Origin of the sequence: Bradyrhizobium sp. BEA-2-5 (genome assembly GCF_032918025.1) — a bacterium.
GTDB lineage: Bacteria > Pseudomonadota > Alphaproteobacteria > Rhizobiales > Xanthobacteraceae > Bradyrhizobium > Bradyrhizobium pachyrhizi.
On record NZ_CP136629.1, the window covers coordinates 2,940,960 to 2,967,488 of the forward strand.

The 26,529-nt window shown below is 65.3% G+C and carries 18 protein-coding genes and 1 pseudogene; 15 read left to right on the forward strand and 4 right to left on the reverse strand.

The annotated features are described in order from the left end of the window. Positions 1–5: 5 nt before the first annotated feature. Complete coding sequence (gene hpaH / locus RX327_RS13645) at positions 6–812, reverse strand: 2-oxo-hept-4-ene-1,7-dioate hydratase (protein WP_317250578.1); 807 nt, start codon at positions 810–812, stop codon at positions 6–8. Between the two features lie 110 nt (positions 813–922). Between hpaH and hpaR the strand changes: the two genes are divergently transcribed. Further along, positions 923–1,456, forward strand: coding sequence for a homoprotocatechuate degradation operon regulator HpaR (gene hpaR, locus RX327_RS13650; RefSeq protein ID WP_317250579.1), 534 nt, complete (start codon positions 923–925; stop codon positions 1,454–1,456). A gap of 25 nt (positions 1,457–1,481) precedes the next feature. On the opposite strand, the gene RX327_RS13655 is transcribed toward hpaR, so the two are convergent. After that, positions 1,482–2,477 (reverse strand): GntR family transcriptional regulator, encoded by a 996-nt coding sequence (locus RX327_RS13655; protein ID WP_028331738.1) that lies wholly within the window; start codon positions 2,475–2,477, stop codon positions 1,482–1,484. 289 nt (positions 2,478–2,766) lie between these two features. Between RX327_RS13655 and RX327_RS13660 the strand changes: the two genes are divergently transcribed. From RX327_RS13660 to RX327_RS13710, 11 genes and pseudogenes are all read left to right on the forward strand, one after another. Beyond that, positions 2,767–3,912, forward strand: a complete 1,146-nt coding sequence (locus tag RX327_RS13660; RefSeq protein ID WP_028331737.1) for an ABC transporter substrate-binding protein — start codon at positions 2,767–2,769, stop codon at positions 3,910–3,912. Between the two features lie 75 nt (positions 3,913–3,987). Continuing rightward, positions 3,988–4,863: a branched-chain amino acid ABC transporter permease gene (locus tag RX327_RS13665; protein WP_016841141.1), complete on the forward strand. Its 876-nt coding sequence runs from the start codon at positions 3,988–3,990 to the stop codon at positions 4,861–4,863. Continuing rightward, positions 4,860–6,632, forward strand: coding sequence for an ABC transporter permease subunit (locus RX327_RS13670; protein ID WP_050387148.1), 1,773 nt, complete (start codon positions 4,860–4,862; stop codon positions 6,630–6,632). The genes RX327_RS13665 and RX327_RS13670 overlap by 4 nt, the downstream gene beginning before the upstream one ends. Further along, positions 6,632–7,360 carry an ABC transporter ATP-binding protein gene (locus RX327_RS13675; protein WP_026192494.1) on the forward strand — a complete coding sequence of 243 codons (729 nt, stop codon included), beginning with the start codon at positions 6,632–6,634 and terminating at the stop codon, positions 7,358–7,360. The genes RX327_RS13670 and RX327_RS13675 overlap by 1 nt, the downstream gene beginning before the upstream one ends. Before the next feature lie 36 nt (positions 7,361–7,396). Further along, a complete protein-coding gene (locus RX327_RS13680; RefSeq protein WP_317250581.1) occupies positions 7,397–8,482 on the forward strand; it encodes a malate/lactate/ureidoglycolate dehydrogenase in 1,086 nt (361 codons plus the stop codon). Between the two features lie 40 nt (positions 8,483–8,522). Next, positions 8,523–9,299 (forward strand): HpcH/HpaI aldolase family protein, encoded by a 777-nt coding sequence (locus RX327_RS13685; RefSeq protein ID WP_317250582.1) that lies wholly within the window; start codon positions 8,523–8,525, stop codon positions 9,297–9,299. Between the two features lie 231 nt (positions 9,300–9,530). After that, positions 9,531–11,054 carry an altronate dehydratase family protein gene (locus RX327_RS13690; protein WP_317250583.1) on the forward strand — a complete coding sequence of 508 codons (1,524 nt, stop codon included), beginning with the start codon at positions 9,531–9,533 and terminating at the stop codon, positions 11,052–11,054. Between the two features lie 245 nt (positions 11,055–11,299). Next, entirely contained in the window at positions 11,300–11,803 is a 504-nt protein-coding gene (locus tag RX327_RS13695; protein ID WP_063779982.1) for a GDSL-type esterase/lipase family protein, read from the forward strand. A 226-nt stretch (positions 11,804–12,029) separates the two neighbouring features. Next, positions 12,030–15,287, forward strand: a complete 3,258-nt coding sequence (locus tag RX327_RS13700) for a transglutaminase family protein (protein ID WP_317250584.1) — start codon at positions 12,030–12,032, stop codon at positions 15,285–15,287. Between the two features lie 20 nt (positions 15,288–15,307). Beyond that, positions 15,308–17,851 (forward strand): circularly permuted type 2 ATP-grasp protein, encoded by a 2,544-nt coding sequence (locus tag RX327_RS13705; RefSeq protein WP_410712159.1) that lies wholly within the window; start codon positions 15,308–15,310, stop codon positions 17,849–17,851. Then, a pseudogene (locus RX327_RS13710) lies at positions 17,848–18,725 on the forward strand (transglutaminase family protein). Before RX327_RS13705 ends, RX327_RS13710 begins: the two are co-directional and overlap by 4 nt. A 47-nt stretch (positions 18,726–18,772) precedes the next feature. Here the strand turns inward: RX327_RS13710 and RX327_RS13715 are convergent. Then, on the reverse strand, positions 18,773–20,275 hold the full coding sequence (locus RX327_RS13715) for a sensor domain-containing diguanylate cyclase (RefSeq protein WP_317250586.1): 1,503 nt from the start codon (positions 20,273–20,275) through the stop codon (positions 18,773–18,775). Positions 20,276–20,440: 165 nt separating this feature from the next. Then, entirely contained in the window at positions 20,441–22,147 is a 1,707-nt protein-coding gene (locus RX327_RS13720; RefSeq protein WP_317250587.1) for a methyl-accepting chemotaxis protein, read from the reverse strand. Between the two features lie 338 nt (positions 22,148–22,485). Between RX327_RS13720 and RX327_RS13725 the strand changes: the two genes are divergently transcribed. The 3 genes from RX327_RS13725 to eutC all read left to right on the forward strand — a co-directional run bounded on the left by RX327_RS13725 (position 22,486) and on the right by eutC (position 26,384). Then, the gene (locus RX327_RS13725) at positions 22,486–23,868 is read left to right on the forward strand and encodes an ethanolamine ammonia-lyase subunit EutB (protein WP_317250588.1); all 1,383 of its coding nucleotides are present in this window, start codon (positions 22,486–22,488) and stop codon (positions 23,866–23,868) included. A gap of 130 nt (positions 23,869–23,998) precedes the next feature. Then, complete coding sequence (locus tag RX327_RS13730) at positions 23,999–25,585, forward strand: B12-binding domain-containing radical SAM protein (protein ID WP_317250589.1); 1,587 nt, start codon at positions 23,999–24,001, stop codon at positions 25,583–25,585. 4 nt (positions 25,586–25,589) lie between these two features. Next, entirely contained in the window at positions 25,590–26,384 is a 795-nt protein-coding gene (gene eutC, locus RX327_RS13735; RefSeq protein ID WP_317250590.1) for an ethanolamine ammonia-lyase subunit EutC, read from the forward strand. The last annotated feature ends 145 nt before the right edge of the window (positions 26,385–26,529 follow it).

Consider the following 26,529-nt stretch of genomic DNA (forward strand, 5'->3'; position numbering starts at 1 on the left):
AGGCGTCAAGCGAAGTAGCAACTCACCGAGCCGTAGGCGCCATAATCGGCCTGAATTGTGTCGCCCTTGCGGGTCTCGATCGGACGGATGAAGGATCCCGCGAGCACGACCTGGCCGGGCTCCAGCGCAAGGCCAAGCGGCGCGATCTTGTTGGCGAGCCAGGCCACGGCCGCGGCGGGATGATTGAGCACGCCGGCGGCAAGGCCGGTCTCCTCGACCTCGCCGTTGCGGAACAACAGCGCGCCGATCCAGCGCAGGTCGGCGTCCAGCGGGCGGATCGGCCGGCCGCCGAGCACGATGCCGGCATTCGCCGCATTGTCGGCGATGGTGTCGAAAATCTTTCGCGTCGCTTTCGTGGTCGGATCGACGCGTTCGATGCGCGTATCCAGGATCTCCAGCGCCGGCACGACGAAATCGGTGGCGTTGAGGACGTCGAACATTGTGCAGTTCGGCCCGGCCAGGCGATGCTTCATGATGAAGGCGAGTTCGGCCTCGACGCGCGTTGCGATGAAGCGCTCGGTCGGAACGATCCCGCCATCGGCAAAGAACATGTCGTCGAGCAGCACGCCGGAATCCGGCTCGTCGATATTGAGCGCGCTCTGCATCGCCTTCGAGGTCAGGCCGATCTTGTGGCCCCTGACGATGCGCCCTTCCGCGATCTTGACCTCGACCCAGGCCTTCTGAATCGCGTAGGCATCGGCGATGGTGATGCGGGGGTATTCCAGCGAGAGCTGGCGGATTTGCTTGCGGGTCTTTTCCGCGCCGTCGAGCCGTTCGGCTGCACCGCGGATATCGTCCTTGGAGAGGGCCATGCGTGCTACACAAAAGTGGATGCCGGGAGATGATTAACATGTTAAGTGAATTCCCGCAAACTGAATCAGGGCATGCTGCGACGCAAAAATTTGTTGCGCAGGATTAGGTAATGGCGCGCAAAAATTCGAACGACATTCAGCCCGGGCAGGGCGACGACGCGGCGGCGCGACGGACCCCGATGCGCGACTTCTCGCGCTCGCTGCCGATGTCGCTGCTGCGGGCGCGCGAGGCGGTGATGCGGCAGTTTCGGCCCTCGCTGCGCGAGCACGGCTTGACCGAGCAGCAATGGCGCATCCTGCGCGCGCTCGCTTCCATCGAGGCGGTCGAGGTCACGGAACTCGCGCGCACGGCGTTCCTGCTCGGGCCGAGCCTGTCGCGCATCCTGCGCGATCTCGAAGGCCGCGCGTTGATCGAGCGCAAGGCGGCGGAGAACGACGCGCGGCGCGCGGTGGTCTCGATCTCCGCCAAAGGGTTGAAGCTGATCGAGGCGGTTGCGCCGACGTCCGAAGCGATCTACGCGGAGATCACGCGCCGGTTCGGCGCACGCAAGCTTGCCGAATTGCAGGAGATGCTCGGCGAACTCGAAGCGAGCCTGGCCGGAATGGGCTCGTCCGATGACGCCGAAGTCGAGGCTGACGAGTAGCTGCGATCATGCGCGGCATTCGCCCTCAGGCCATGTAGGGCACGCGCGAAATCACGTTGATGGCGCGGAATTCGGCAATCCAGCCCGCAACCTTCGAGTGGGACCATTCGATATGGCGGCGCAAGATGGCTGCCGCCGCGTCGCCGTCCCGCGCGCGCAAAGCCTCGATGATCACCAGATGCTCGTCCATGAAGGAATCGATCTGCGGCGCGGTCAGGGCGACCTGGATGTGCTTGCCGATCACGAACGCACAATGGGTGCGCTTGAGCGCTTCGATCATCTCGCGATTGGCGCCGTAGCCCAGGCAGCGGATATGGAGGTCGCCTTCGATCTCATCGAGTTCGCCGACGCCGACGCGGTCGCGGTGCTGGATCCCCTCGCGCAGCCGCTCCGCCATCCGGTCGAGCAGGGCGGCAGGAATCGTCGCCGTCGCGGATTTGAGGAGCAGCGGCTCGAGCGTTGCGCGCACCTCGAAGATGTCGCGGAGGCGATCCTCGTCCAACGGCACCACGTACCAGTGCGCCTTGGCGCCCTTCTCGAGGATGCCGATCGCCTGCGCACGCAGCAGCAGGTTGCGCGCCACCGTGCGCCCCACCCGGAAATGCCGCGCCAATGCGAGCTCGCTGACGCGGAAGCGTCCGAACAGCGACCGGTAAATGATCTCACGTTCGAGCTTGTAGTAGAGCGTATCCCAGGCGTCGCTGCGCACGGCGTCGACGGGGCCGTCGGTCAGCCCGAACATTTCCGGTGTGATCGGGACGCGCCGAGGGTCGACCTTGCGCTTGCCGGCGATGACGCCGCGACCATCGAACCGGCGCACCAGACCGATATGCTCGAGCTGTTCGAAAGCCTGCCGCACCGGAGAGCGGCTGGAGCCGAACAAGGTCGCGATCGCCGATTCGGAGAGGACCGTTCCGGGTGGAACGTCGCCGGCCCGGATGTGCTTTGCCAATGCGCTCTTGATCAGCGCGTAAGCCGGCTGTTTTCGTCTGGTTTGCGATTTCGCTCGTGGAATCGACATGGAATGGCTGCCCGCTGGCCACACTATCACGTGATCGCGTCATGGTCGCTCGTAGCAGGCATTTACGCACCTCTGCCAGCGAACTTTTGACTATTGCGTGCAATGTGCAATCATGTTTAGCTGGATCAAACGCCAGATTGATGGTCGCCGTTGTACGTCTTGTGCACTGCAGCGGCGCTCACGTTTGCTCGTCGCGCCGTTTGATGGCTGCGGATGGGCCGACAGATCGACGCGTCCGCTCGTCTCAACGCAGCCGACAGCAAGCTCGGCGCATCACAGGGAGGATGGAATGAAACTGACGAGACGTGAGTTTTCCGCCGGTTTGGCGGCAGGTCTCGCTGCACCGGCGCTGATGCGCAGCGCTTGGGCGCAGGGTGCGACGATCAAGATCGGCATGTGCGTGCCGGTGACCGGACCCGCCGCGGAGCAGGGGCTGTGGGCCCAGAACGGCGCCAAGCTGGCGCTGGCCGCGGTTAACAAGGCCGGCGGCGTGCTCGGCAAGCAGGTCGAGCTCGTCATCGAGGATGATCAGACCACCAATCCGGGAATCGTGCTGGCATTCTCCAAGCTCGCCGCGCAATCCGACATCGTTGCATTCCTCGGCTCGATCCGTTCGACCCAGGTGCAGGCGATGGCGCCCGACGTAATCAAGGTCGGCAAGCCTGTGATGATCGGCGGCACCAATCCCGATCTCACCCATTCCGGCAATCCCTGGCTGTTCCGCTTCCGTCCGAACGACAATTATTCCGGCCGCGTGATCGCCGACTTCGGCGTCAACACGCTCGGCAAGAAGAAATGGGCGATCGTGCATTCCACCGACGCCTTCGGTACCGCAGGGGGCAAGGCGCTGTCCGAAGCGCTGACCAAGCTTGGCGCGCCGCCGGTGCTTGACCAAGGCTATGCCAACCAGAGTCAGGACTTCACCCCGGTCGTGCTGGCCGTGAAGCAGTCCGGCGCTGACGTGCTCGGCACCTACTTCACCTTCGAGAACGATCTCGGCATCTTCGCCCGCCAGCTGCGCCAACTCGGCGTCAATATCCCCTGGGTCGGCTCGCCCTCGGTGGTGGCGGTCTCCTCGACCAAGCTCGCCGGCCCCGCGCTGTTCAACACCTACGGTGTCGCCGACTTCGCCGAGGATTCGAGCGATGCCGCGAAGGCGTTCGGCAAGGCCTATCGCGATGCCTACAAGACCGCGCCCGACAACCAGAGCGCCTGGCCGTACGATGCGATCACCATCCTGTCGGCGGCGATCAACAAGGCCGGCTCGACCGATCCGAACAAGATCCGCGACGCCATCCTTGCGACGCAGAAGTTCGCCGGCGCCGAGGGCGAGTACAATTTCGACAAGAACGGCGACGGTCTGCACGGCTACAATGTCGTGAAGAACGACAAGGGCAAGATCGTCTACGACAAGCATATCGACTTCAACGATTGATAGCGGTTCGGCCTCTCCGGGTCGCCTCGGAGAGGCCGTTCGTTCGCGACACAATTCTCAGATCGAGCGCTCGTCATGGATCTCGTCCTCCAACTGCTCTTTACCGGAATCGGCATTGGCGCGGTCTACGCGCTGGTCGCGCTCGGTTTCGTGCTGATCTTCCGTGCCACCAACGTAGTGAACTTCGCGCAAGGCGAGTTCTCGATGGTGGCCGCCTATCTGATGGTGGTGTTCTCGGTCGATCTCGGCTGGCCTTACTGGCTGTCGTTCCTGATTGCGCTCGCCGGCATGGCGTTGTTCGGCGTCATCTTCAATCTCGGCGTCTACTATCCACTGCGCAATCGCACCTATCTGCCCGTGATCATCGCCACCATTGGTGCCTCGATCCTGCTGTCGAATTCGGTGCTTGCGATCTATGGCCCGCAGCCGCAGGTGCTGCAGGGCTGGTTCGATACGCCCGGCATTCAGCTCGGCCCGGTCTATCTCGACAGCCAGTATCTTCTGATCATCGGCGTCACGATCCTCTTGGTGCTGTTCAATTTCTGGTTCTTCGAGAAGACGCTGCTCGGCAAGAAGCTGCAGGCGACCTCGCAGGACAAGGAAATGGCCTCGCTGCTCGGCATTTCCGTTTCCACCATGATCATGATCACCTTCATCTATTCGGCCGTGCTCGGCGGTCTCGCCGGCATCCTGGTCGCGCCGGTGCTGTTCGTCTCGATCCAGATGGGCTCGACGATTGCGCTGAAGGCGTTTGCCGCGACCATCATCGGCGGCTTCGGTGACGTCGCCGGCGCCATCGTCGGCGGCCTCGCGCTCGGCGTCATCGAGACGTTCGGTGCAGCCTACATCTCGGTGCCATACAAGGACGGCTTTGCTTTCCTGGTGCTGATCGCTTTCCTGGTGTTCCGGCCGCAGGGCATCTTCGGCGAACGTGTCGCGGAGAAAGCATGAGCGCCACCGACAACATGATCCCCGCGCCGGCCGTGCGCTCGAAGCCGTTGATCATCCGCCATCTGCCGTACTTCATCGGCGCCGCGGTGCTGGTGGCGCTCGCCGCCGGCATGCAGTTCGACGGTTACATCCTCAACATCCTGCTGCAGGCCACGACCTTCTCGATCGCGGTGTTCGGGCTGTCGGTCGTGCTCGGCCTGTGCGGCCAGATCAACCTCGCGCAGGCCGCGTTCTTCGGCTTCGGCGCCTATGCGGTCGGGCTCGGGACCGCGGATCTGCATCTGAACTTCTGGCTCTGCCTGGTTGGCGCCTGCGCGATCACGCTGATCGCCGGCGCGTTCCTCGGCATGTCGACGCTCAGATTGGGCGGGCACTACCTTGCGATGGTGACGATCTCGTTCCAGCAGATCGTGACGCTGGTGATGATCAACGCCATCGGCGTGACCCACGGGCCGGACGGCGTTGCCAATATTCGCCGGCCGGAGCTGTTCCAGTCCTCGCAGAGCTATCTGGCCTTCTGCGTCGCGATGCTCGCGATCGTCGGCTATCTGGTCTGGCATCTGCCGGACACCAAGCTCGGCCGCGCCATGCGCGCGGTGCGCGACAACGAGCTTGCGGCGGGCGTCAACGGCATCGACGTGTTCCGCACCAAGATCTACGCCTTCGGGCTCTGCGCGTTGCTCGGCGGTCTGGCCGGCGGTCTGTTCGCCGGCGGCTTCGCCTATGTCAGCCCGGATCAGTTCTCGTTCGCGGAATCGATCGTGTTCCTGACCATGTCGCTGCTCGGCGGCGTGGCCTCGCCGATCGGCTCGGTGATCGGTACGGGCCTCTTGATCCTGATCCCGGAATGGCTGCGCTTCCTCAAGAGCGTGCCCGGACTTTATCTGGCGATCTATGGCCTGTTCGTGATCCTGATCATCCGCTTCATGCCCGACGGTATCTGGGGTTTTGTGTCGGACGCATTCACGCGCTGGCGTGCGCACACCAAGGCGCCGCCGGCCGCGGCGGCCTTGCAGCTCAAGCCGGCGACGTCAGGCGGCGACATCGTGCTCGAAGTGACCGGGCTCTCGAAGCATTTCGGCGGCCTCAAGGCGGTGGACGGCGTCGATATCGCGGTGAAGCGCGGCGGCGTGCACGCGCTGATCGGGCCCAACGGCTCCGGCAAGACCACGACGCTGAACGTGCTGTCCGGTCTCTACAAGGCGACCGCGGGCAGGATCGTGCTCGACGGCACCGACATCACCAATATGGCGCCGCATCAGCGCACGGCGGCGGGCCTCGGACGCACCTTCCAGAACATCCGCCTGTTCCGTTCGATGACCGCGCTGGAGAATGTCGAGATCGGCGCCGAACGGCCCGGCAACACCATGATCGGGAAGGGCGAGGACGCGCTGACCGAGCGCGCGATGGAGGCGCTGACCTTCGTCGGGCTCGGCAACCGCGCCAACGAATTGATCTCGAGCTTCTCTTACGGCCACCAGCGCCTGATCGAGATCGCGCGGGCGCTGGCGTCGAACCCGACGCTGCTGCTGCTCGACGAGCCGGCGGCCGGCCTCAACTCGACCGAGAAGCTCGAGCTGCATGAGCTGCTCAAGCGCATCGCAGCCCAGGGCCTCACGATCCTGATCATCGATCACGACATGACGCTGGTCTCGGAAGCCGCCCAGCACATCACCGTGCTGAACTTCGGACGCCGCATCGCGGATGGCGAGTCCATGGCGGTGCTGCGCCATCCCGACGTCGTCTCCGCCTATCTCGGGAGCGAATGATGCCGCTGCTCGAAATCCGCAATCTCGTGGTCCGCTACGGCGAGATCGAGGCGCTGCGCGGCGTCACCATCGCCGTGGAGCAGGGCCAGGTGGTCACGCTGCTCGGCGCCAACGGCGCCGGCAAGTCGACCACGTTGCGCGCGATCTCAGGCCTCGCCAAGCCCGCCTCCGGCGACATTATGTTCGACGGCCACTCGATCGCGGGCCTCGGGCCGGAAGCGATCGTCCGGCTCGGCATCTCGCATGTGCCGGAAGGCCGCCGCGTGTTTCCGGGCCTCACCGTGAAAGAGAACATCATGCTCGGCGCGTCGAACCGGAAGGTGTCGGCGTCGCAGATCTCGCGCGAGGCCGACGCGATGTTCGACCTGTTTCCGGACATCCGCGCCTTTTCCAACGCGCTCGGTTGGACGCTGTCGGGCGGCCAGCTGCAGATGGTCGCGGTGGCGCGCGGCCTGATGGCCAAGCCGCGGCTGTTGCTGCTCGACGAACCGTCGCTCGGGCTGGCGCCTGTCATCGTGCAGGCGGTGTTCCGCATCATTTCGCAGATCAGGAAGGACACCACGGTCTTGCTCGTCGAGCAAAATGCGCGCATGGGACTCTCGGTCGCCGATCACGGCTTCGTCCTGGAAACGGGGCGGATCGTGTTGGGCGGCAAGCCCGACGAATTGTGGGGCAATGAAGCCATCGCCGCGGCCTATCTCGGCGGCCACGCCAAGACCCACGCCTGACAACGTCCTGTGCTTTACTGAGCGAGCTGGTTTTTCATGGTCACCATCAAGGTCGATAACCTCATCAACTTCGTGTCCGAGGTGTTTTCCCATTCGGAGTCCTCTCCGGAAGAGGCGAAGCGCATCGCGACCTATCTGACGACAGCGAACCTGACCGGCCATGACAGCCATGGCGTGATCCGCGTTCCCGTCTATATCCGCTGGCAGAAGACCGGCTCGGTCGTCCCAAATCAGAGCGCGGAGGTCGTGCTCGACACGCCCTCGCTCGCGGTGATCGACGGCAAGTTCGGCTACGGCCAGACCGTGACGCCGCAGGCGATCCGGATCGGCATCGAGAAATGCAGGAAGGCCGGGCTTGCCGCGGTCGCGCTGCGCAACGCCGGTCATATCGGCCGCGTCGGCGATTGGGCCGAGATGGCCGCCGCCGAAGGTCTCATCTCCATGCATTTCGTCAATGCCGCGGGCTCGCTGCTGGTCGCGCCGTTCGGCGGCGTCGAGAAGCGGCTGTCGACCGCGCCGTATTGCGTCGGCATCCCGCGCGAGGGCCAGGACCCGATCGTGCTGGATTTTGCGACCTCGGTCATCGCCGAGGGCAAGGTGCTGGTCGCGAGCCGCGGTGGCAAGAAGCTGCCGAAGGGCGCGCTCGTGGATTCCGACGGCACGCTGAGCGAGGATCCGCACGTGCTGTATGGTCCGTACACGCCGGACGGACCGCGCGACCACACCAAGGGAACCGGCGCGATCCGCGCCTTCGGCGATCACAAGGGCTCGGGTCTTGCCTTCATCTGCGAACTGCTCGGTGGCGCGTTGACCGGCACCGGCGCGACGTCGTCAGACCGGCGCTTCGCCAACGGCATGATGGCGTTCTACATCGACCCCAAGGTGATCGACACCAGCAATTTCTTCGACGGCGAAATCACCCGCTACACCGATTTCATCCGCGCCACCAAGCCGATCGCGGGCACGGATTCGGTGCTGATTCCGGGCGATCCGGAGCGAAAGACCCGCGCTGAGCGGACCCGGAACGGCATCCCCTTGCCGGATGACACCTGGGCGGCAATAGTGAACACCGCCCGCGAGGTCGGCGTCAGCGAAGTCTCTATCCAGCGGGCGACCAGCTGAAGGCTCGTCCCCCAATAAACCGCAAAGGGAAACGCGATCAATGGCAAACAAGGTCAAGCAAGTCTGGGCATCGGGCAAGGCGGTCGTCAACGCGTGGCTTGCGATACCCTCCGGCTTCTCGGCCGAGATGATCGCGCAATGCGGCTTCGACAGCGTCACCGTCGACATGCAGCATGGCGTACAGGATTATCTGTCGATGGTGCAGTGCTTCCAGGCCATGGACAAGCATCCGATCACGCCGATGGTCCGCGTGCCCTGGAACGAGCCCGGCATCATCGGCAAGGTGCTCGACGGCGGCGCCTATGGCGTGATCTGCCCGATGGTCAACACGCCGCAGGAAGCCCGGAACCTCGTCTCGTATTCCAAATATCCGCCGAAGGGCGTCCGCTCCAACGGCCCGATCCGCGCCGGCATGTACGGCACTGCCGGCTCCTACCAGAAGACGGCCAACGACGAGATCGTGCTGCTGCCGATGATGGAGACCCGGACCGCGGTCGAGAACATGGAAGCGATCCTCGATGTCGAAGGCATCGACGGGGTCTATATCGGCCCGTCCGATCTCGGCTTCTCCTACGGCCTCGAGCCCAAGCTCGATCGTACCGAACCAGAGATCCTCGCGATCTACGACAAGATCATCAAGGAGTGCGGCAAGCGCGGTCTGAACCCGGGCATCCATTGCAGCGGCGCGGAAGGCGCGGCGCGCGCCATCAACATGGGCTTCAAGCTGGTGACGCTGTCCAACGAGGTCGGCCTGATGACGACCTACGCCAAGATGCAGGTCAACGCGACCCGCAAGGATTCAGGCGGCAAGGCCTGAGCTCTGTCCGCGATGTTAGCTCTGCTCCCTCGCCCCGCTCTCTTGTCCACCGAAGCCCGCCTTCGGGCGAAGGCGGATGCGGGGAGAGGGTTGGGGTGAGGGGCCTCTATCCGGCGAGCACCATCGTTGTAAGTGACATCGTGCCTCGCCCCTCACCCGGATCGCTGACGCGATCCGACCTCTCCCCGTAAAGGACGGGGAGAGGTGAAGAAAACACCAAGGAGAGCTCCCATGGCCTCGGCACAAGTGATCCGCCTGCACGCCGACGACAGCGTCCTGATCGCGCGCGCGAGCCTGCCGCCGGGGCTGGAGGTCGCCGATGGCGTGACCACGGTCGATCGCATCCCCTCCGGCCACAAGGTCGCGATCAAGCCGATCGCCGAGGGCGAGCCGATCAAGCGCTACGGCCAGATCATCGGCTTTGCCACGGTGCCGATCGCGCCGGGCCAGCACGTACACGTGCACAATTGCGGCATGGGTGATTTCGCCAAGGACTACGCCTATTGCGCTGACGTCAAGCCGACGCCGAACTTCGACCTGCCGGCGACCTTCGAAGGCATCCGCCGCCCGGACGGCCGCGTCGCCACGCGCAACTATATCGGCATCCTCACCTCGGTGAATTGCAGCGCGCATGTCGCGAGCCTCGTCGCCGACGTCTTCAAGAAGAATCCCTTCACCGGCGACAACCCGCTGGCCGATTTCCCCAACGTCGACGGCGTGGTCGCGCTGACCCACAAGACCGGCTGCGGCATGACGCAGAACGAGCCCTTGGCGCTGCTCCGCCGCACGCTCGGCGGCTATGCGCGGCACGTCAATTTCTCCCATGTCATCGTGCTCGGCCTCGGCTGCGAGGTGAACCAGATCGGCGGTCTGATGGAAGAGCAGAAGCTCGCCGGCCGCCTGCGCGCGATGGACATTCAGGAGGTCGGCGGTACCCGCAAGACGGTGGAGGCGGGCATTGCCTTCGTGCGCGAGGCGCTGGCCGACGCCAACAAGGTCAGGCGGGAAACGGTGCCGGCCAGCGAGCTCACCGTGGCCCTGCAATGCGGCGGCTCGGACGGCTATTCCGGCGTATCCGCCAATCCCGCGCTCGGCGCAGCGAGCGACCTCATCGTGCGCCATGGCGGCACCGTGATCCTGTCGGAGACGCCGGAGACCTACGGCGCCGAGCACCTGCTCACGCGCCGCGCCGTCAGCCGCGAGGTCGGCGAGAAGCTGGTCGATCTCATGCGCTGGTGGGACGAGTACACGGCGCGCGAAGGCGCCGAGATGAACGCCAATCCCAGCCCCGGCAACAAGGCCGGCGGTCTCACCACGATCCTGGAAAAGTCGCTCGGCGCGATGGCCAAGGCCGGCACCACCAACCTCGTGGAGGTACTGCGCTACGCCGAGCCCGTCACCAAGAAGGGCTTCGTCTTCATGGACACGCCCGGCTACGATCCGGTGGCTGCGACCGGGCAGGTCGCCGGCGGCGCCAATCTGGTCTGCTTCACCACGGGCCGCGGCAGCGTGTTCGGCTGCAAGCCGGCGCCCTCGATCAAGCTCGCCACCAACACGCCCATGTACAAGCGAATGGAAGATGACATGGACGTCAATTGCGGCACCATCCTCGAAGGTGAGGAGAGCGTCGCGCAGTGCGGCCAGCGCATCTTCGATCTCGTCCTCAAGACCGCTTCGGGACAGCCGACCAAGAGCGAGAGCTTCGATTTCGGCGGCGCCGAGTTCGCGCCCTGGGTGCTCGGCGCGACAATGTAGTTTAGAGCCACGATCTAGCCCTTCACTCCGCCGTCGTCCCTGCCGAGTGCGCTATTGCGCACGGAGCAGGGACCCATAACCACCGGCCGTAGTGTGTGCAAGGCATCCGCCACCTTCTTTCATCAATAGGATCACGCGGTATGGGTCCCTGCTTTCGCAGGGACGACGAGGAAGTACGTTGGCGAATGCAGCTTCCCGGACTACGCTGCCCCTCCATCCGGAGCTACGGATGGGGCGGAGGAAGCATGCGTGCGCGTCGGTTGGGAATTGTCGGATGCATCGCATTTCTCGCCGCTTTGAGCCTCGGCGTCGGTTCGGCTGACGCCGCAACCATAGTCGCGCTTGGCGCGAGCAATACCTACGGCAAGGGCGTGGCGCGCAACCAGGCCTATCCCGCGCAGCTCGAAGCGATCTTGCGGGCGAAGGGATTGAACGTCCGTGTCGTGAACGCCGGCATCAACGGCGATACCACGGAAGGGATGCTGCAACGCCTGGACCGCGCCGTCCCGAACGGGACCCGTGCGGTTATTTTGCAGCCAGGCGGCAATGATCGACGCAAGGGCAGCCCAGACCGGACAGCGGATATTCAAAGTCGCCTCAGCGCCCGCGGCATCGCGGTGATCATGCTCCCTAACGGGATGCTGGGTGGACTCCCCCATCAGCCCGATGGTGTGCATTTGACCCCCGAGGGCTATCACATGCTCGCCGAGCAACTCGCGTCGCAGGTATCCGGCGCGATCGGCCGCTAGCTATCGCGTAGCCCGGATGAAGCCAACGGGTCGCGCGAATGCGCGCCCGATGACGAGCTCCGCGCAATCCGGGACTCTTCCTGCGGATGAAGACCCCGGATTTCGCTTCGCTCCATCCGGGCTACGGATCACGCCCTTACCTTGGGCACCCCATGCCCGTTGTTAGTGCTTGATGTCGACCGGCAGCGGTGTTCTGCTCAAAAAAGCTGCTGGAGCATCGCACCCCGTGTCGATCTACGTCGCACTACACCACGTCACGCACTACAAATACGACCGCCCGATCGACCTTGGCCCGCAGACCATCCGCCTGCGGCCGGCGCCGCATACGCGCACGCCGATCCTGAGCTATTCGCTCAAGGTCACGCCATCCAATCATTTCGTGAACTGGCAGCAGGATCCGCAAGGCAACTGGCTCGCGCGCTACGTCTTCCCGGAGAAGGCCACCGAGCTGAAATTCGAGGTCGACTTCACGGCGCAGATGACCGTGGTCAACCCGTTCGACTTCTTCGTCGAGCCCTATGCCGACAGTTTTCCGTTCGAGTATCCCGGCGATCTCAAGACCGAACTCGCGCCCTATCTCGAGACCGATGAGCCCGAGCCGTTGCTCGCGGCTTACCTGAAGGAGATTCCGCGCCAGGCTGACAGCACCGTCAACTTCCTGGTCGAGCTGAACGCGCAGCTGCAAAAGAAGATCAGCTACGTGATCCGCATGGAGGCCGGCATCCAGACGCCGGAGGAGACGCTTGCCGCGGGCTCCGGCTCCTGCCGCGACTCGGCGTGGCTCCTGATCCAGACGTTCCGCCATCTCGGCCTCGCCGCGCGTTTCGTTTCCGGCTATCTCATCCAGATCCGTCCCGACATCGATCCGATCGAGGGACCGCCCGAAGTCGAGAACGACTTTACCGATCTGCACGCCTGGGCCGAGGTCTATCTGCCGGGCGCGGGCTGGATCGGATTCGATGCGACCTCCGGCATGCTCGCAGGCGAGGGGCACATCCCGGTCGCCGCCACGCCGCATTATCGCTCCGCGGCGCCGATGACCGGCACCGCGGGCGTTGCCAATGTCGAGTTCGGCTTCGAGATGAGCGTCAAGCGCATCGGCGAGGCGCCGCGCATCACCAAACCATTCTCCGATGAATCCTGGGCGCGGCTCGACCGGCTCGGCGAGCAGGTCGATGCCGACCTGGGGAAAGACGATGTGCGCCTGACGATGGGCGGCGAGCCGACCTTCGTCTCGGTCGACGATCTCGAGGCGGCGGAATGGAACACCGACGCCGTCGGCCCGACCAAGCGCGCGCTCGGTGACGATCTGATCCGCCGCTTGCGCACGCGCTTCGCGCCGGGCGGCCTTTTGCATTACGGCCAGGGCAAATGGTATCCGGGCGAGAGTCTGCCGCGTTGGGCCTTCGGCCTTTACTGGCGCAAGGACGGCGTGCCGATCTGGAAGAACGCCGACCTCATCGCCGGCATCGAGAACTCGCGGAAGGCCGAGATCGCGGAGGCCCAGCGTTTCGTCGAAGTAACAGCAACCAAGCTTGGTCTCGGCGCCGACTATGCCATGCCGGCTTATGAAGACCCCGCCTTCTGGCTGCAGCGTGAGGCCGGCCTGCCGGCCAATGTCAGCCCGGCGAATTCCAAGCTGACCGATCCGGAAGAACGCGCCCGGATGGCGCGGGTGTTCGATGAGGGGCTGACCACGCCGAAAGGTTACGTGCTGCCGATCCAGCGCTGGAGCCCGCTCGGCGATCGTGTGCCGGCACGCTGGCGCAGCGAGCGCTGGAAGATCCGGCGTAGCCATCTATTCCTGTCGCCCGGCGACTCGCCGCTGGGCTTGCGGCTTCCGATCGCCTCGCTCGAATATGTGCCACCGGACGATTATCCCTACGTCGTCGAACGCGATCCGATGGCGCCGCGCGATGCGCTTTCTGACGAGCTGCAGCAGGCCTTGAAGGAGATTCCCGAACCGCTGCCGGTTCGCACCGCGATGTCGGTCGAACTCCGCGACGGCGTGCTCTGCGCCTTCATGCCGCCGGTCGAGCGCATCGAGGACTATCTCGAACTGGTCGCCGCGCTCGAAGCCACCGCGGAGGAGATGCAGCTGCAGGTCCATGTCGAGGGCTATCCGCCGCCGTTCGATCCGCGCATCGAGGTCATCAAGGTGACGCCCGACCCTGGTGTCATCGAGATCAACGTCCAGCCGGCGAAGAGCTGGCGCGACGCCGTCGACATCACGCTCGGCCTCTATGAGGACTCCGCCAAGACGCGGTTAGGCGCCAACCGCTTCCTGGTCGATGGCCGTCACACCGGCACCGGCGGCGGCAATCACGTCGTGGTCGGCGGCTCGAGCCCGCAGGACTCCCCGTTCCTTCGCCGCCCCGATCTCCTGAAAAGCCTTGTGCTGTACTGGCAGCGGCATCCGTCGCTGTCCTATTTCTTCTCCGGCCTCTTCATCGGCCCGACCAGCCAGGCGCCGCGCATCGACGAGGCCCGGCACGACAGCATCTATGAGCTCGATATCGCGCTCTCGCATGTGCCGCCGCCGGGCACCCAGGCGCCGCTGTGGCTGGTCGACCGCCTGTTCCGGCATCTGCTGGTCGACATCACCGGCAACACCCACCGTGCCGAGATCTGCATCGACAAGCTCTATTCGCCGGAGGGGCCGACCGGGCGGCTCGGCCTCGTCGAGTTCCGCGCCCTCGAAATGCCGCCCGATCCGCGCATGTCGCTGGCGCAGCAGCTCCTGATCCGGGCGCTGATCGCCAGATTCTGGCGCGAGCCGCAGGCCGGCAGGTTCGTGCGCTGGGGCACCGCGCTGCATGATCGCTTCATGCTGCCGCACTTCATCTGGGACGATTTTCTGGAGGTGCTCACCGAGCTGAAGCAGTTCGGCTACCCGTTCGAGCCGGAATGGTATCTGGCCCAGCTCGAATTCCGCTTCCCCGCCTTCGGCCGCGTCCATCATGGCGGCGTGACGCTCGAGCTGCGCCAGGCGCTGGAGCCCTGGCACGTGCTGGGCGAGGAGGGCTCGGCCGGCGGCACCGTGCGCTATGTCGACTCATCGGTCGAGCGGCTTCAGGTCAAGGCGACCGGATTCGTCGAGGGGCGCCATGTCATCACCTGCAACGGCAGACGGATGCCGATGACCGAGACCGGCCGTGCCGGCGAGGCGGTCGCCGGTGTCCGCTTCAAGGCCTGGCAGCCGGCCTCCGGCCTGCACCCGACCATCCCCGTTCACGCGCCCCTGACGTTTGATCTGATCGATACCTGGAACGGCCGCTCGCTCGGCGGCTGCGTCTATCACGTCGCCCATCCCGGCGGGCGCAGCTACGACACCAAGCCCGTCAACACCTACGAGGCCGAGGCGCGGCGGCTGGCGCGCTTCCAGGACCACGGCCACACCCCAGGTCCGATGCAACCGCCGCCCGAGGAACGCACAAATGAGTTTCCGCTGACCCTCGACTTGCGGACCCCGCTCCTGCAATAATTGTGTCAAGGGGAAGTGGAATGACCGCATCGGGTGGCCAAGGCAATAGTCAAGGCAGCAGTCAGGAAAGTAGGGCCCGTCCCGGTCAGCGCCGGATGGCGCAGTGGACCCGCGACTATGTCCGGCTGCCCGGCATTCCCGACGAGTATATTGCTGACAACGGCGCGCCGCGGCCGGTCTGGGCCCGCTTCTTCGACGCCTTTGCCGCGCTGTCGCCGGCCGATATCGAGCGCCGCTTCGCCTCCGCCGATCGCCATCTGCATGAGGCTGGCGTCACCTATCGCGCGCCGGGCGACACTTCCGACCGGATCTGGCCGCTCAGCCATCTGCCGCTGATCATCGACGCGGCGGACTGGCGCCAGCTCGCCGCCGGTGTCGCGCAGCGCGCGCAGCTTCTGGAGATGGTGCTGGCCGATCTCTACGGCGAAGGCCGCCTCGTTGCCGACGGAGCCATCCCTGCCGCTGCGATCGCCGGCAGCAGCGAGTATCTGCGCGCGGTCAGCGGCATCAAGCCGCCGGGGGGCCGCTATCTGCATCTCTATGCCGCCGATGTCGGCCGCGGCCCCGACGGCCGCTGGTGGGTGCTCGGCGACCGCACCCAGGCGCCATCGGGCGCGGGCTACGCGCTGGAGAACCGTCTGGTGCTCTCGCGGGCCTTCTCCGACCTCTACAAGTCGATGAACGTGCCGCGCGTCGCGCCGTTCTTCGAGGCGTTCCGCGACAGCCTTCGTGCGCGCGCCGACCGCGACGAGCCGCGGATCGGCGTGCTCACCCCCGGCAGCTTCAGCGAGACCTATTTCGAGCATGCGACGCTGGCGCGCTATCTCGGCTTCCTGCTGGTCGAGGGCGACGACCTCGCGGTCAGCGACAACCGCGTCCACATCCGCACCGTGGCCGGCCTGAAGCGGCTCGACGTGCTGTTGCGCCGGGTCGATTCCAACTCGCTCGATCCGCTCGAGCTCGATGCCTCCTCGCGGCTCGGGGTCCCCGGCCTGATCGACGTGCTGCGCAAGGACGGCGTCGTCGTCGCCAACATGCCGGGCTCGGGCGTCCTGGAGGCGCGGGCGCTGCTCGGCTTCCTGCCGGCGCTCAGCCGCCGCCTGCTCGGGGAAGACCTGAAGATGCCGCACATCGCGACCTGGTGGTGCGGCCAGCGCGCGGCGCGCGACGAGGTGCTGGCGCGGCTCGACGAGGTCGCGATCGAAGGCGCCTATGGCCGCGGCGTTGCGGATTTTCCCGGCAACGGACCGGTGCTCCCGGGCGAATTGTCGGCCGCGGACCGCGACCGCCTGAAGGATGCCATCAGTCATCGCGGCATCGATTATGTCGGTCAGGAGCTCGTGCGGCTGTCGACCACGCCGGTATGGGAGAACGGCCGCATCGCGCCGCGTCCGTTCGTGTTGCGGGTGTTCGCGGCGGCGACGCCGAGCGGCTGGACTGTGCTGCCCGGCGGGTTCTGCCGGATCGCCGAGCAGGCCGATGCGCGCGCGGTCTCGATGGGCGACGGTGCGCGCGCCGCCGACGTCTGGGTGGTCTCCGACAAGCAGGTCCCGACCGCGACGCTGCTGCCGGCGACCGACAAGGTGCGCATCCGCCGCATCGCCGGCGTGCTGCCGAGCCGCGCCGCCGATAATCTGTTCTGGCTCGGCCGCTATCTCGAGCGCGCCGAGGCTACCATCCGGCTGATCCGCGCGCTGTGCACGCCGCTGCGCGATCCTGCGCGCGCGAATTCGAACGGCTCGGCGCCGGCGATGCATTCGGCCGAGCGCATCCAGCGCATGCTGGTCGCCTGGGGCGCGGCCTCGCAGACCGCGCGCGCCAATCTCGCCAAGGTCGCGCTCGAAGCGCTGCAGAGCGAGGAGAAATTCGGCTCGGCGCTGTCGCTGGTGCGATCCGCGCAGCGCACCGCGACCTCGCTCCGCGAGCGGCTGTCGCCCGATGCCTGGCAGGTGATCACCGAGATGGCCGAGCGCCTCGCCATCGAGGTGGAGGACGAGGACAGCGTGCTGAGCGCCGCCGAGCTGACCTTGCAGGAGCTGGCGAGCTTTGCAGGCCTTGCGCAGGAAAACATGAACCGCGCCGCCGGCTGGCGCTTCCTCGACATCGGCCGCCGCATCGAGCGCGCCATCAACACCACGCGCTTCACCCGCCAGTTCGCCTATGACGAGGCCGGCGACGAGGATCTCGACATCCTGCTGACGCTAGTGGATTGCCAGATCACTTATCGCTCGCGCTATCTGGTGCAGCCGCTGCTCGCGCCGGTGCGCGACCTCGCCGTGCTCGACGGCTACAATCCGCGGTCGGTGGCGTTCCAGGTGACGACGCTGAACGAGCACATTGCCGCGCTGCCGAGCTTGAAGGAGCACGGCCTGATCGAGAAGCCGCAGCGGCTCGCGGTGGCGATGCAGGCGATGCTCGCGACCGCGGATGCCGAGAAGCTCGAGGTCAAGACCCTGTTCGCGCTGGAGCAGGATCTGCTCAGCCTGGCCGATGCGATCGGGCAGCACTACTTCCCGCACGGTCCCAATGCCAGCCGGCCGGAAAAGCTGACGGGGCTGGCGTGATCTACGACATCCGTCACGTCACCACCTACGAGTACGAGCATCCCGTCAGCTTCGCCCGCTGCACGCTGCGGCTGGAGCCGATTAGCGGGGACGGGCAGCAGTTGATATCGCATTCGGTCGAGATCCGTCCGAGGCCCGCGGAACGCACCGCAAGGCGCGACTTCTTCGGCACGCTCACTGAAAGCGTCCTGATCGAGACCGCGCATCGCAGTCTGCGCATCGATGCCCGCTCGCGGGTCTCGGTGTCGCGGCAGCCGCCGGCGCGCGCCGCCGCCAGTCCGCCCTGGGAAGACGTGCGTGACAATGCGTTCGAAGCGTTGAGCCTCGATGCGGCCTCGCCGGTCGGCTACGTCTTTGCCAGCGCACTGGTGCCGGTGCTACGGCCCGTGACGGCCTACGCTTCCGCGAGCTTCGTGCCCGGTAGCGGCATCCTCACCGGGGCGGCCGACCTGATGCGCCGCATCCGCAACGACTTCAAATACGACCCCAAGGCCACGGTGATCTCGACGCCGCTCGACGAGGTCTTCGACAAGCGCCACGGCGTCTGCCAGGACTTTGCCCATGTGATGATTGCAGGGCTGCGCGGGCTCGGCCTGCCGGCGGCCTATGTCAGCGGATATCTGCGCACCATTCCGCCGCCGGGCCGGCCGCGCCTGCAAGGCGCCGACGCCACCCATGCCTGGGTGTCGTTGTGGTGCGGAGCGCGCTCGGCTGGGTCGGGTTCGACCCGACCAACGATCTGATGGTCGGGAGTGACCACATCATTCTCGCCATCGGCCGCGACTTTGCCGACGTCTCGCCGGTCGATGGCGTCATCGTCGGCGCGCGCAAGCAAAAGCTCGCCGTTGCGGTCGACGTGTTGCCAGTGGAGTGAGACGGGATGGGTGCGCGGCGCGCTCGACCGCGCCAATGCAATCGCGATCAGGCGACGTGCCGCTTGCCCGATTTGTCCCACCCGATCGGGCTGACGATGACGCGGTCGCGGCCTTCACGCTTGGCTTGATAGAGTGCAAGGTCCGCGGCCTTGAGCAGATCGCGCGATGTGCGCTCGTGGTCCGGGACGAGGCAGGACAATCCGATGCTGACGGTCGGCAACTCCGGCTCGGATTCCCGCGCGGCCGCCAACTTGGCGCGGATCCGTTCGGCAATTTCCAGGGCGCTCGCCTTGCCGATGCCCGGCAGCAACACCGAAAACTCCTCGCCGCCATAGCGGGCGCCGAGATCAGTTGCACGCTTGGCGCTGCCTGCGATGCACCGTCCCACGGTGGTGAGCACGGCGTCGCCGGCCTGATGCCCGTACGTGTCGTTGTAGATCTTGAAATGATCGACGTCGATCATCAGAAGCGAGACCGGCGCCTTTGCGCGCATGCCACGGCGCCATTCGACGTCAAGGGTATCGTCGAGGCGGCGACGGTTGGCGAGGCCGGTCAGTGCATCCGTGCTCGCGAGGTGCGCGAGCCGATCTTCCGCGGCGGCCCGCCGTTTGAGAGCGGCCACCAGGTAGAACATCAGGACGATCGAGAAGCCGCAGAGCGCTGCCACCACGCTGCCGATCAGCCAGAGCTGCTGCCACCAGTCGGCATAGATGCCGTCGAGCGCAAGACCCTCGGCGATGAGCAGGCGATTGTGTCCGACCGCCTGGAAAACATAGAGCCGGCTGACATGATCGACGATCGATTTCGTGATGTAGGAGCCGGACTGCCGTGCCGGAAACTGCTTGAAGACCAGAGAGTCCTTGATGCTTTGCCCGATCTTGCTGATGTCGAACGGAGCGCGCATCAGTATGACGCCATCGCTGTTGAACAGCGCCATGCTGTCGCCGAAGCCGAAGTTCAGCTTGCGAAACAGATTGTGGAAATAGCTGAGCCGCATGCTGCCCGCGACCACGCCGGCAAAGGAGCCATCGTCATTGTTGATGCGACGGCTAAGGCTGATCAGATATTCGCCATCAGGAGTAATCCACGGAGCACTGATGAACAGGCCGCTGTCCGCTCGCGTCTGATGCGCCCGGAAGAAGTCTCGATCGGCGAAATTTGCGACCCGTGGCGTCAACGTCCTGGAATCGCGCGTGACGTCCCCCGCCGCATTCAGCACGAGGATCGAGCCGAGATCCTTGGCTGTGGCGGCGCGGTCGAACAGCACGACCTGGCGAAGCTCCGGGCTGATCTTGCCGAACTCCTGCAGCTTGACGCCGTCGGCGACCGCCTGGAGCGAGAGGTCGTAGAGGTCGATGTTGCGGTCGATCTCGCTGGCGATTGAGGCGACGAGGTTGGTCGCGCCTTCCTTCGCATGCCGATAGTCCTTGCCCGCCATCTCCCAGAGAATGGATGCGCAGATCGCCGAAAAGCAGAGAACGAGGCCGATCCCGAGTGTAAGGAGCCGTTTGGTCGGCACTGCCTTCGGCTTTGGCAAAAGCCCGTTCATTGCTCGCTTCCACTTCCCCGCGCCCTCGCGCAGCGACGCTTTTCTATGGAGGCATCAAATTGAGAAATGCGACCCGAAGCGGAGGCAATTTGTGTCCGTGCGTTGGGAGAGTCTTAACCATCCGGATTGCCGGGGCCCTGTCGCAGGGCCCCGCCACATCGCCGCTCAGGTTCCGGTCCGCTGCAGGCCGTCGGCCGCGTCGCTGCGCAGGTTGCGGAAGAACTGCTCGACCTCGCGCGACAGCGTCTCGGCGGTTGTGGTCAGATCGTTCGAGGCCGCGAGCACCAATTCCGCCGCCTTGCTGGTCTGGTCCATGTCATCGCGGAGCGAGCCGACATTGGTGACCAGGGTCTCGTTGCCCTGGGCGGCCATCTGGGCATTGGCGGAGATTTCGCGCGTCGCCGCGTCCTGCTGGCCGATCGCGCTCGCGATGTTCGCGGTGACGTTGCTGATCTCGCGCACCGCCTGACCGATCTCGCGCACAGCGGCTACCGAGTTGCGGGTCGAGGCCTGGATCATCGAGACGTTCTCGCTGATCTCGGCGGTGGCCTTCGCGGTCTGGCCCGCGAGCGCCTTCACCTCGTGGGCGACGACGGCGAAGCCGCGGCCGGCATCGCCGGCGCGCGCGGCCTCGATGGTGGCGTTCAGCGCGAGCAGATTGGTCTGCTCGGCGATCGCCTGGATCAGGCTGAGCACGCCATCGATGCGCTGCGTGGCCGCGGCGAGGCCCTCGATCTCGTTGATCGAGCGATCGGTGCGCGCACCGGCCTGATCGACTGCGCCGGACGACCGCTTGACCTGGCGGCCGATCTCCTCGACCGAGGCCGAGAGCTCTTCGGCCGCGCCCGCCACTGCCGTGACGTTGTGCGAGGCCTGCTCGGTGGCGCCTGCCGCCGCCACCGCGCGGCCGCTGGCGTCCGACGCGACGGTTGCGATGGTCTGCGCGGTTTGACGCATCGTCGCGGCGTTGTCGTGCACCGCGCGGAGCACCTCGCCGATCGTGCCACGGAACGCTTCGACGAAGGTCTCGATATGCCGGCCGCGCGCGTCGCGCGCCTCGGAATCCTGTACGACCTGCGCGTTCAGGCTGCGATTGCCGTCCATCGCTTCCTGGAAGATTTTGATGGCGCGTGCCAGTGCGCCGATCTCGTCGCTGCGCCCGACATGCGGTACTTCGACATGGTCGGTGCCCTCGGCGACGTGCTTGATCGTCGTGGTGATCTGCGACAGCGGCCGGGCCACCGAGCGGGCGATGATCAGCACGCCGAGTACCACCACAATCAAGGCCGCGGCGCCGAGGCCGGTCAGCACCAGCGCCATCGTGCGGTTGGTGTCGGTCTCCCGCGCCAGCTTCTTGCTGCGCTCGGCATAGACCTTGGACAGCGCCTCGAGGTCCTTGTTCAGCGCCGAGCGCACCGCGCGGTTGGCGTCGTTGTCGCCCCATTCGCGGCCCGCGGCTGCATTGATCTCGACGCCGCGGCGCACCAGCTCCTTGCGGAACTCGACGAACTGCTCGATGCGCTTCTTGAACACCGCGAACTGGGCGGCGTCGTCGGCCTGCACCAGGGTTTCCCAGTTTTTTACCACGCCGAGAATGCGTTCGTTGAACGCCAGCAGCCCGTCGCCGTATTTCTTCACGGCCGCCGGATCGGTCGACATGTAGATGCCGCGGGATTCCATCACCACGGCATAGACCAGCGAATTGACCCGCTCGACATTGAGTGCGGCACGGCTTGCGAGGTCGACGGCCTCGGTCAGATCGGCATTGCGCCGCGCATTGTATTCGGACAGGAAGGTGATGGCCGCGGTCAGCGCCGCAATCAGCGCAAACGTCGAGTACAGCCTGGCAGCAAGCGAGAATCGGGATGCCATTGGCGGCCGGGACATGGAGACGGGGGATGTGACGGGGGCGGGCATTGCGGGGCACTCCAAGAGGCCGGGGAGTACCTTCGGCCGATTAAAGCTTATGCAAAATTTTCATGGACAATTTCTTAACGCGCGAGTTTTGTGCAGCCGCAACCGTTAAAATCTGTAAATAATCCCAATGCCTTATCGGCAGCTTTGAGTCTGCCGGGTGCCCGCGGCTTGCGGCGGCGCCGATGATGCGCCGCCGTCATCGCCAACGGCGCCGGCACGCGGGGCGAAACCGCTGGCACGCCTTTCGCAAAGAGGTGCTAGGTTGTGCTGCCCCAGCCCGCGACGAACCTCCCATGCTCTATCGTCACACCATCGACGCCACCAATTATGCATTCGACGATCTGCGCATCCTGCTTGCCAAGGCCTCGCCGCCGCGTTCAGGCGACCGCCTGGCGGGCATCGCGGCCGACAGCGCGGAGGAGATGATCGCCGCACGGCTTGTGCTGGCGAATGTTCCGCTCAAGCAATTCCTCGATGAGCCTGTCATCCCCTATGAGGATGACGAAGTCACCCGCCTGATCCTCGACAGCCACGACGTTGCCGGCTTTCTGCCGGTGTCGTCGCTCACCGTCGGCGGATTCCGCGACTGGCTGCTGTCGGATGCCGCCGGCGGGGAAGCGATCAAGAAGATCTCGCCCGGCATCACGCCGGAGATGGCGGCCGCAGTGTCAAAGCTGATGCGCAACCAGGATCTGATCCTGGCGGCGCGGAAATGCGAGGTCACCACCGCTTTCCGCAACACCATCGGGCTGAAGGGGCGGATGAGCACGCGGCTCCAGCCGAACCATCCGTTCGACGACGCCAGGGGCATCACCGCCTCAATCCTTGACGGCATTTTGCTGGGGGCCGGCGATGCCTGCATCGGCATCAATCCTGCAAGCGACGATCCGAAGGTCATCGGCACCCTGCTGCGGCTGTTGGACGACATCATCACGCGGCTCGAGCTTCCGACGCAGGGATGCGTGCTGACCCATGTCACGACCACGCTCGGACTGATCGGGCAGGGGCTGCCGGTCGATCTCGTGTTCCAGTCGATCGCCGGTACCGAGGCCGCCAACCGCAGTTTCGGCATCGACCTCGCGCTCCTGAAAGAGGCGCAGCAGGCCGGGCTGTCGCTGCGGCGCGGCACCGTCGGGCAGAACGTGATGTATTTCGAGACCGGCCAGGGCTCGGCGCTGTCGGCGGGCGCCCATCACGGGGTCGACCAGCAGACCTGCGAGGCGCGCGCCTATGCGGTCGCCCGCGCGTTTGCCCCGCTCCTCGTCAACAGCGTGGTCGGCTTCATCGGCCCGGAATATCTCTATGACGGCAAGGAAATCATCCGGGCTGGACTGGAGGATCATTTCTGCGGCAAGCTGCTCGGCCTGCCGCTCGGGGTCGACATCTGCTACACCAACCATGCTGAGGCGGACCAGGACGACATGGACAACCTCCTGACGCTGCTCGCCGCTGCCGGCGTCACCTTCATCATGGGCGTCCCCGGCGCCGACGACGTCATGCTGAACTATCAGTCGACATCGTTTCACGATGCGCTCTATGTCCGCGACCTGTTCGGCCTGAAGCGGGCCCCCGAATTCGACGACTGGCTCGCGCGCGTCGGCCTTGCCGGGCAGGACTTCCGCCTCCTTGCCGATGCGGGGCGGTTGCCCGATCTCGCTGTCAGGCTGCTGACCTGAGGGGGATAGCAGAAATTCTGCAGAGCAACTATCTCGCCGATGTGACGTTAGTAAGTGCCACAATGTTGAAGAATTTCTGGCCCAGCGTTCCACGCCATGGTTAGATTTGCGGGTGCTTCGGGGTCGATTGATGAGAGCTGAGGGCATAAAGACAGTTCGGCGTATCCTCTGCGTCTTTCCGCGCTATACGTCGTCCTTTGGGACCTTCGAGCACGCCTACCCCCTCACTGACGGCGTCAAGGCGTTCATGCCGCCGCAGGGCCTGCTGCTGATCGCCGCATACCTTCCCGAGAACTGGCCGGTGCGTTTCATCGACGAGAACCTGCGCCGGACGACGAAGGAGGAATTCGAATGGGCGGAAGCGGTCTTCGTCAGCGGCATGCACATCCAGCGCCAGCAGATGAACGACATCTGCCGCCGCGCCCATGAATTCGACCTGGTGGTCGCGATCGGCGGCCCGTCGGTGAGTGCTTGCCCGGACTACTATCCCTCATTCGACTACCTCCACGTCGGCGAGCTCGGCGATGCGACCAATGAACTGATCAAGCGTCTGGCTGATGATACCAGCCGTCCCGAAGAGCAGGTGGTGCTGACGACCGTCGACCGGCTGCCGATGACGGAGTTTCCGATTCCGGCCTACGAGCTCGCCGACGTGAAGAAGTATTTCCTCGGCAGCATCCAGTACTCCAGCGGCTGTCCCTATCAGTGCGAGTTCTGCGACATTCCCGGCCTCTACGGCCGCAATCCGCGCATCAAGTCGCCGCAGCAGATCATCGCCGAGCTCGATCGCCTGCGCGAATGCGGCATGACCGACACGGTCTATTTCGTCGATGACAATTTCATCGGCAACCGCAAGGCGGCGCTGGACCTGTTGCCGCATCTGATCGAATGGCAGAAGCGGACCGGCTACGTGGTGCGGCTCGCCTGTGAGGCGACGCTCAACATCGCCAAGAGGCCCGAGATCCTCGAGAAGATGCGCGAGGCCTATTTCGTCACCATCTTCTGCGGCATCGAGACGCCCGATCCTGATGCGCTGAAGGCGATGCAGAAGGACCACAACATGATGGTCCCGATCCTGGAGGGCGTGCACACTATCAACTCCTACGGCATGGAGGTCGTGTCCGGCATCATCATGGGGCTCGATACCGACAAGCCGAACACCTCGGAAGCGCTACTCGCCTTCGTCGAGGAGTCCCGGATTCCGCTGCTCACCATCAACCTGCTCCAGGCGCTGCCCAAGACGCCGCTGTGGGATCGGCTCGAAAAAGCCGGGCGGCTGATCGATGACGAGGGCCGCGACTCCAATGTCGAGTTCCTGCTGCCCTATGAGGACGTGGTCAGTTCGTGGCGCAAATGCATGGAAGTTGCCTACGAGCCGAAGAGGCTGTTCGCGCGCTATTTGCATCAATGCAACTACACCTATGCCAATCGCATCAAGGTGCCGGTCAGCCCGGAGATGAAGACCTGGCCGAACATCCGGCGCGGCCTCGTCATGTTGCGCAACATCTTCTGGAAGGTCGGCGTGCTCGGCGACTACAGGCGCGTGTTCTGGAAGTTCGCGCTGGGACGCATCAAGCGCGGCGACATCGAAGGCCTGATCGGCTGCACGCTGATCGCGCACCATCTCATCACCTTTGCGCGCGCGGCCTCCAGCGGCAAGCAGAACGCCTCGAACTATTCGATCCGGCTGCGCGAGGCTTCTGTCCCCGCCGAATAGCAGCATGACGACACCGCCGGCGCCCTTGTCCCCTTCGCTTGCCGATCTGCGCGAGCTCACGCCGGCGCGCGTCGGCCTTGGCCGGTCCGGGGCCAGCCTGCCGACCGATGCGCTGCTGTCGTTCACGCTCGACCATGCCCGCGCCCGCGACGCTGTCCACGCCGCCTTCGATGTCAGAGGGATCGCGGCCGGTCTTGCCGGCCTCGGCATCACGCCGCTTGAGGTGTCGAGCCAGGCGCACAGCCGGCGCGACTATCTGCGGCGGCCCGATCTCGGGCGCATGCTGGATTCTGCGTCGCGGCGGTCGCTCGAGACCTGCGCCATCACCGCATGCCCCTGCGCCATCGTGATCGGAGACGGCCTGTCGCCGACGGCGGTCAATGTGCATGCCGTCGAATTGATCCGGCATCTCGTGCCGCGCTTGGCGGCCGACAAGATCGACGCCGGCGCGGTGATCGCAGCGTCCGGCGCGCGCGTCGCGCTCGGCGACGAGATCGGCGCCATTCTCGGGGCACGCATGGTCGCGATGCTGATCGGCGAACGGCCCGGCCTGTCCGCGCCCGACAGTCTCGGCGCCTATCTGACCTTCGCACCGAAGCCCGGCCGCACCGATGCCGAACGCAATTGCGTGTCGAACATCCACCGTGCCGGGCTGAGCTATGCGGAGGCCGCATTCAGGATTTCGTGGCTTGTGCGCGAGGGCCTGGCACGCCAGATCACAGGGGTCGCGTTGAAAGATGAAAGCGGCGGTGGATCGTCGAGGAATGCGCTACCAGGGTGTGACAAATCAGATACTTAATGGCGGGGATCGGCGGTTCCCTGTCGATTTGCCTCGCCCCTCGCGCTTGCGAGCAAAGGGTCGGGCAGGTAAAACCGGCGCCGGTCAATATTCGCGTGTTTTCAAGGACTAGCGCCGATCAGTTGCGCTCACCCGCCTCATTCGC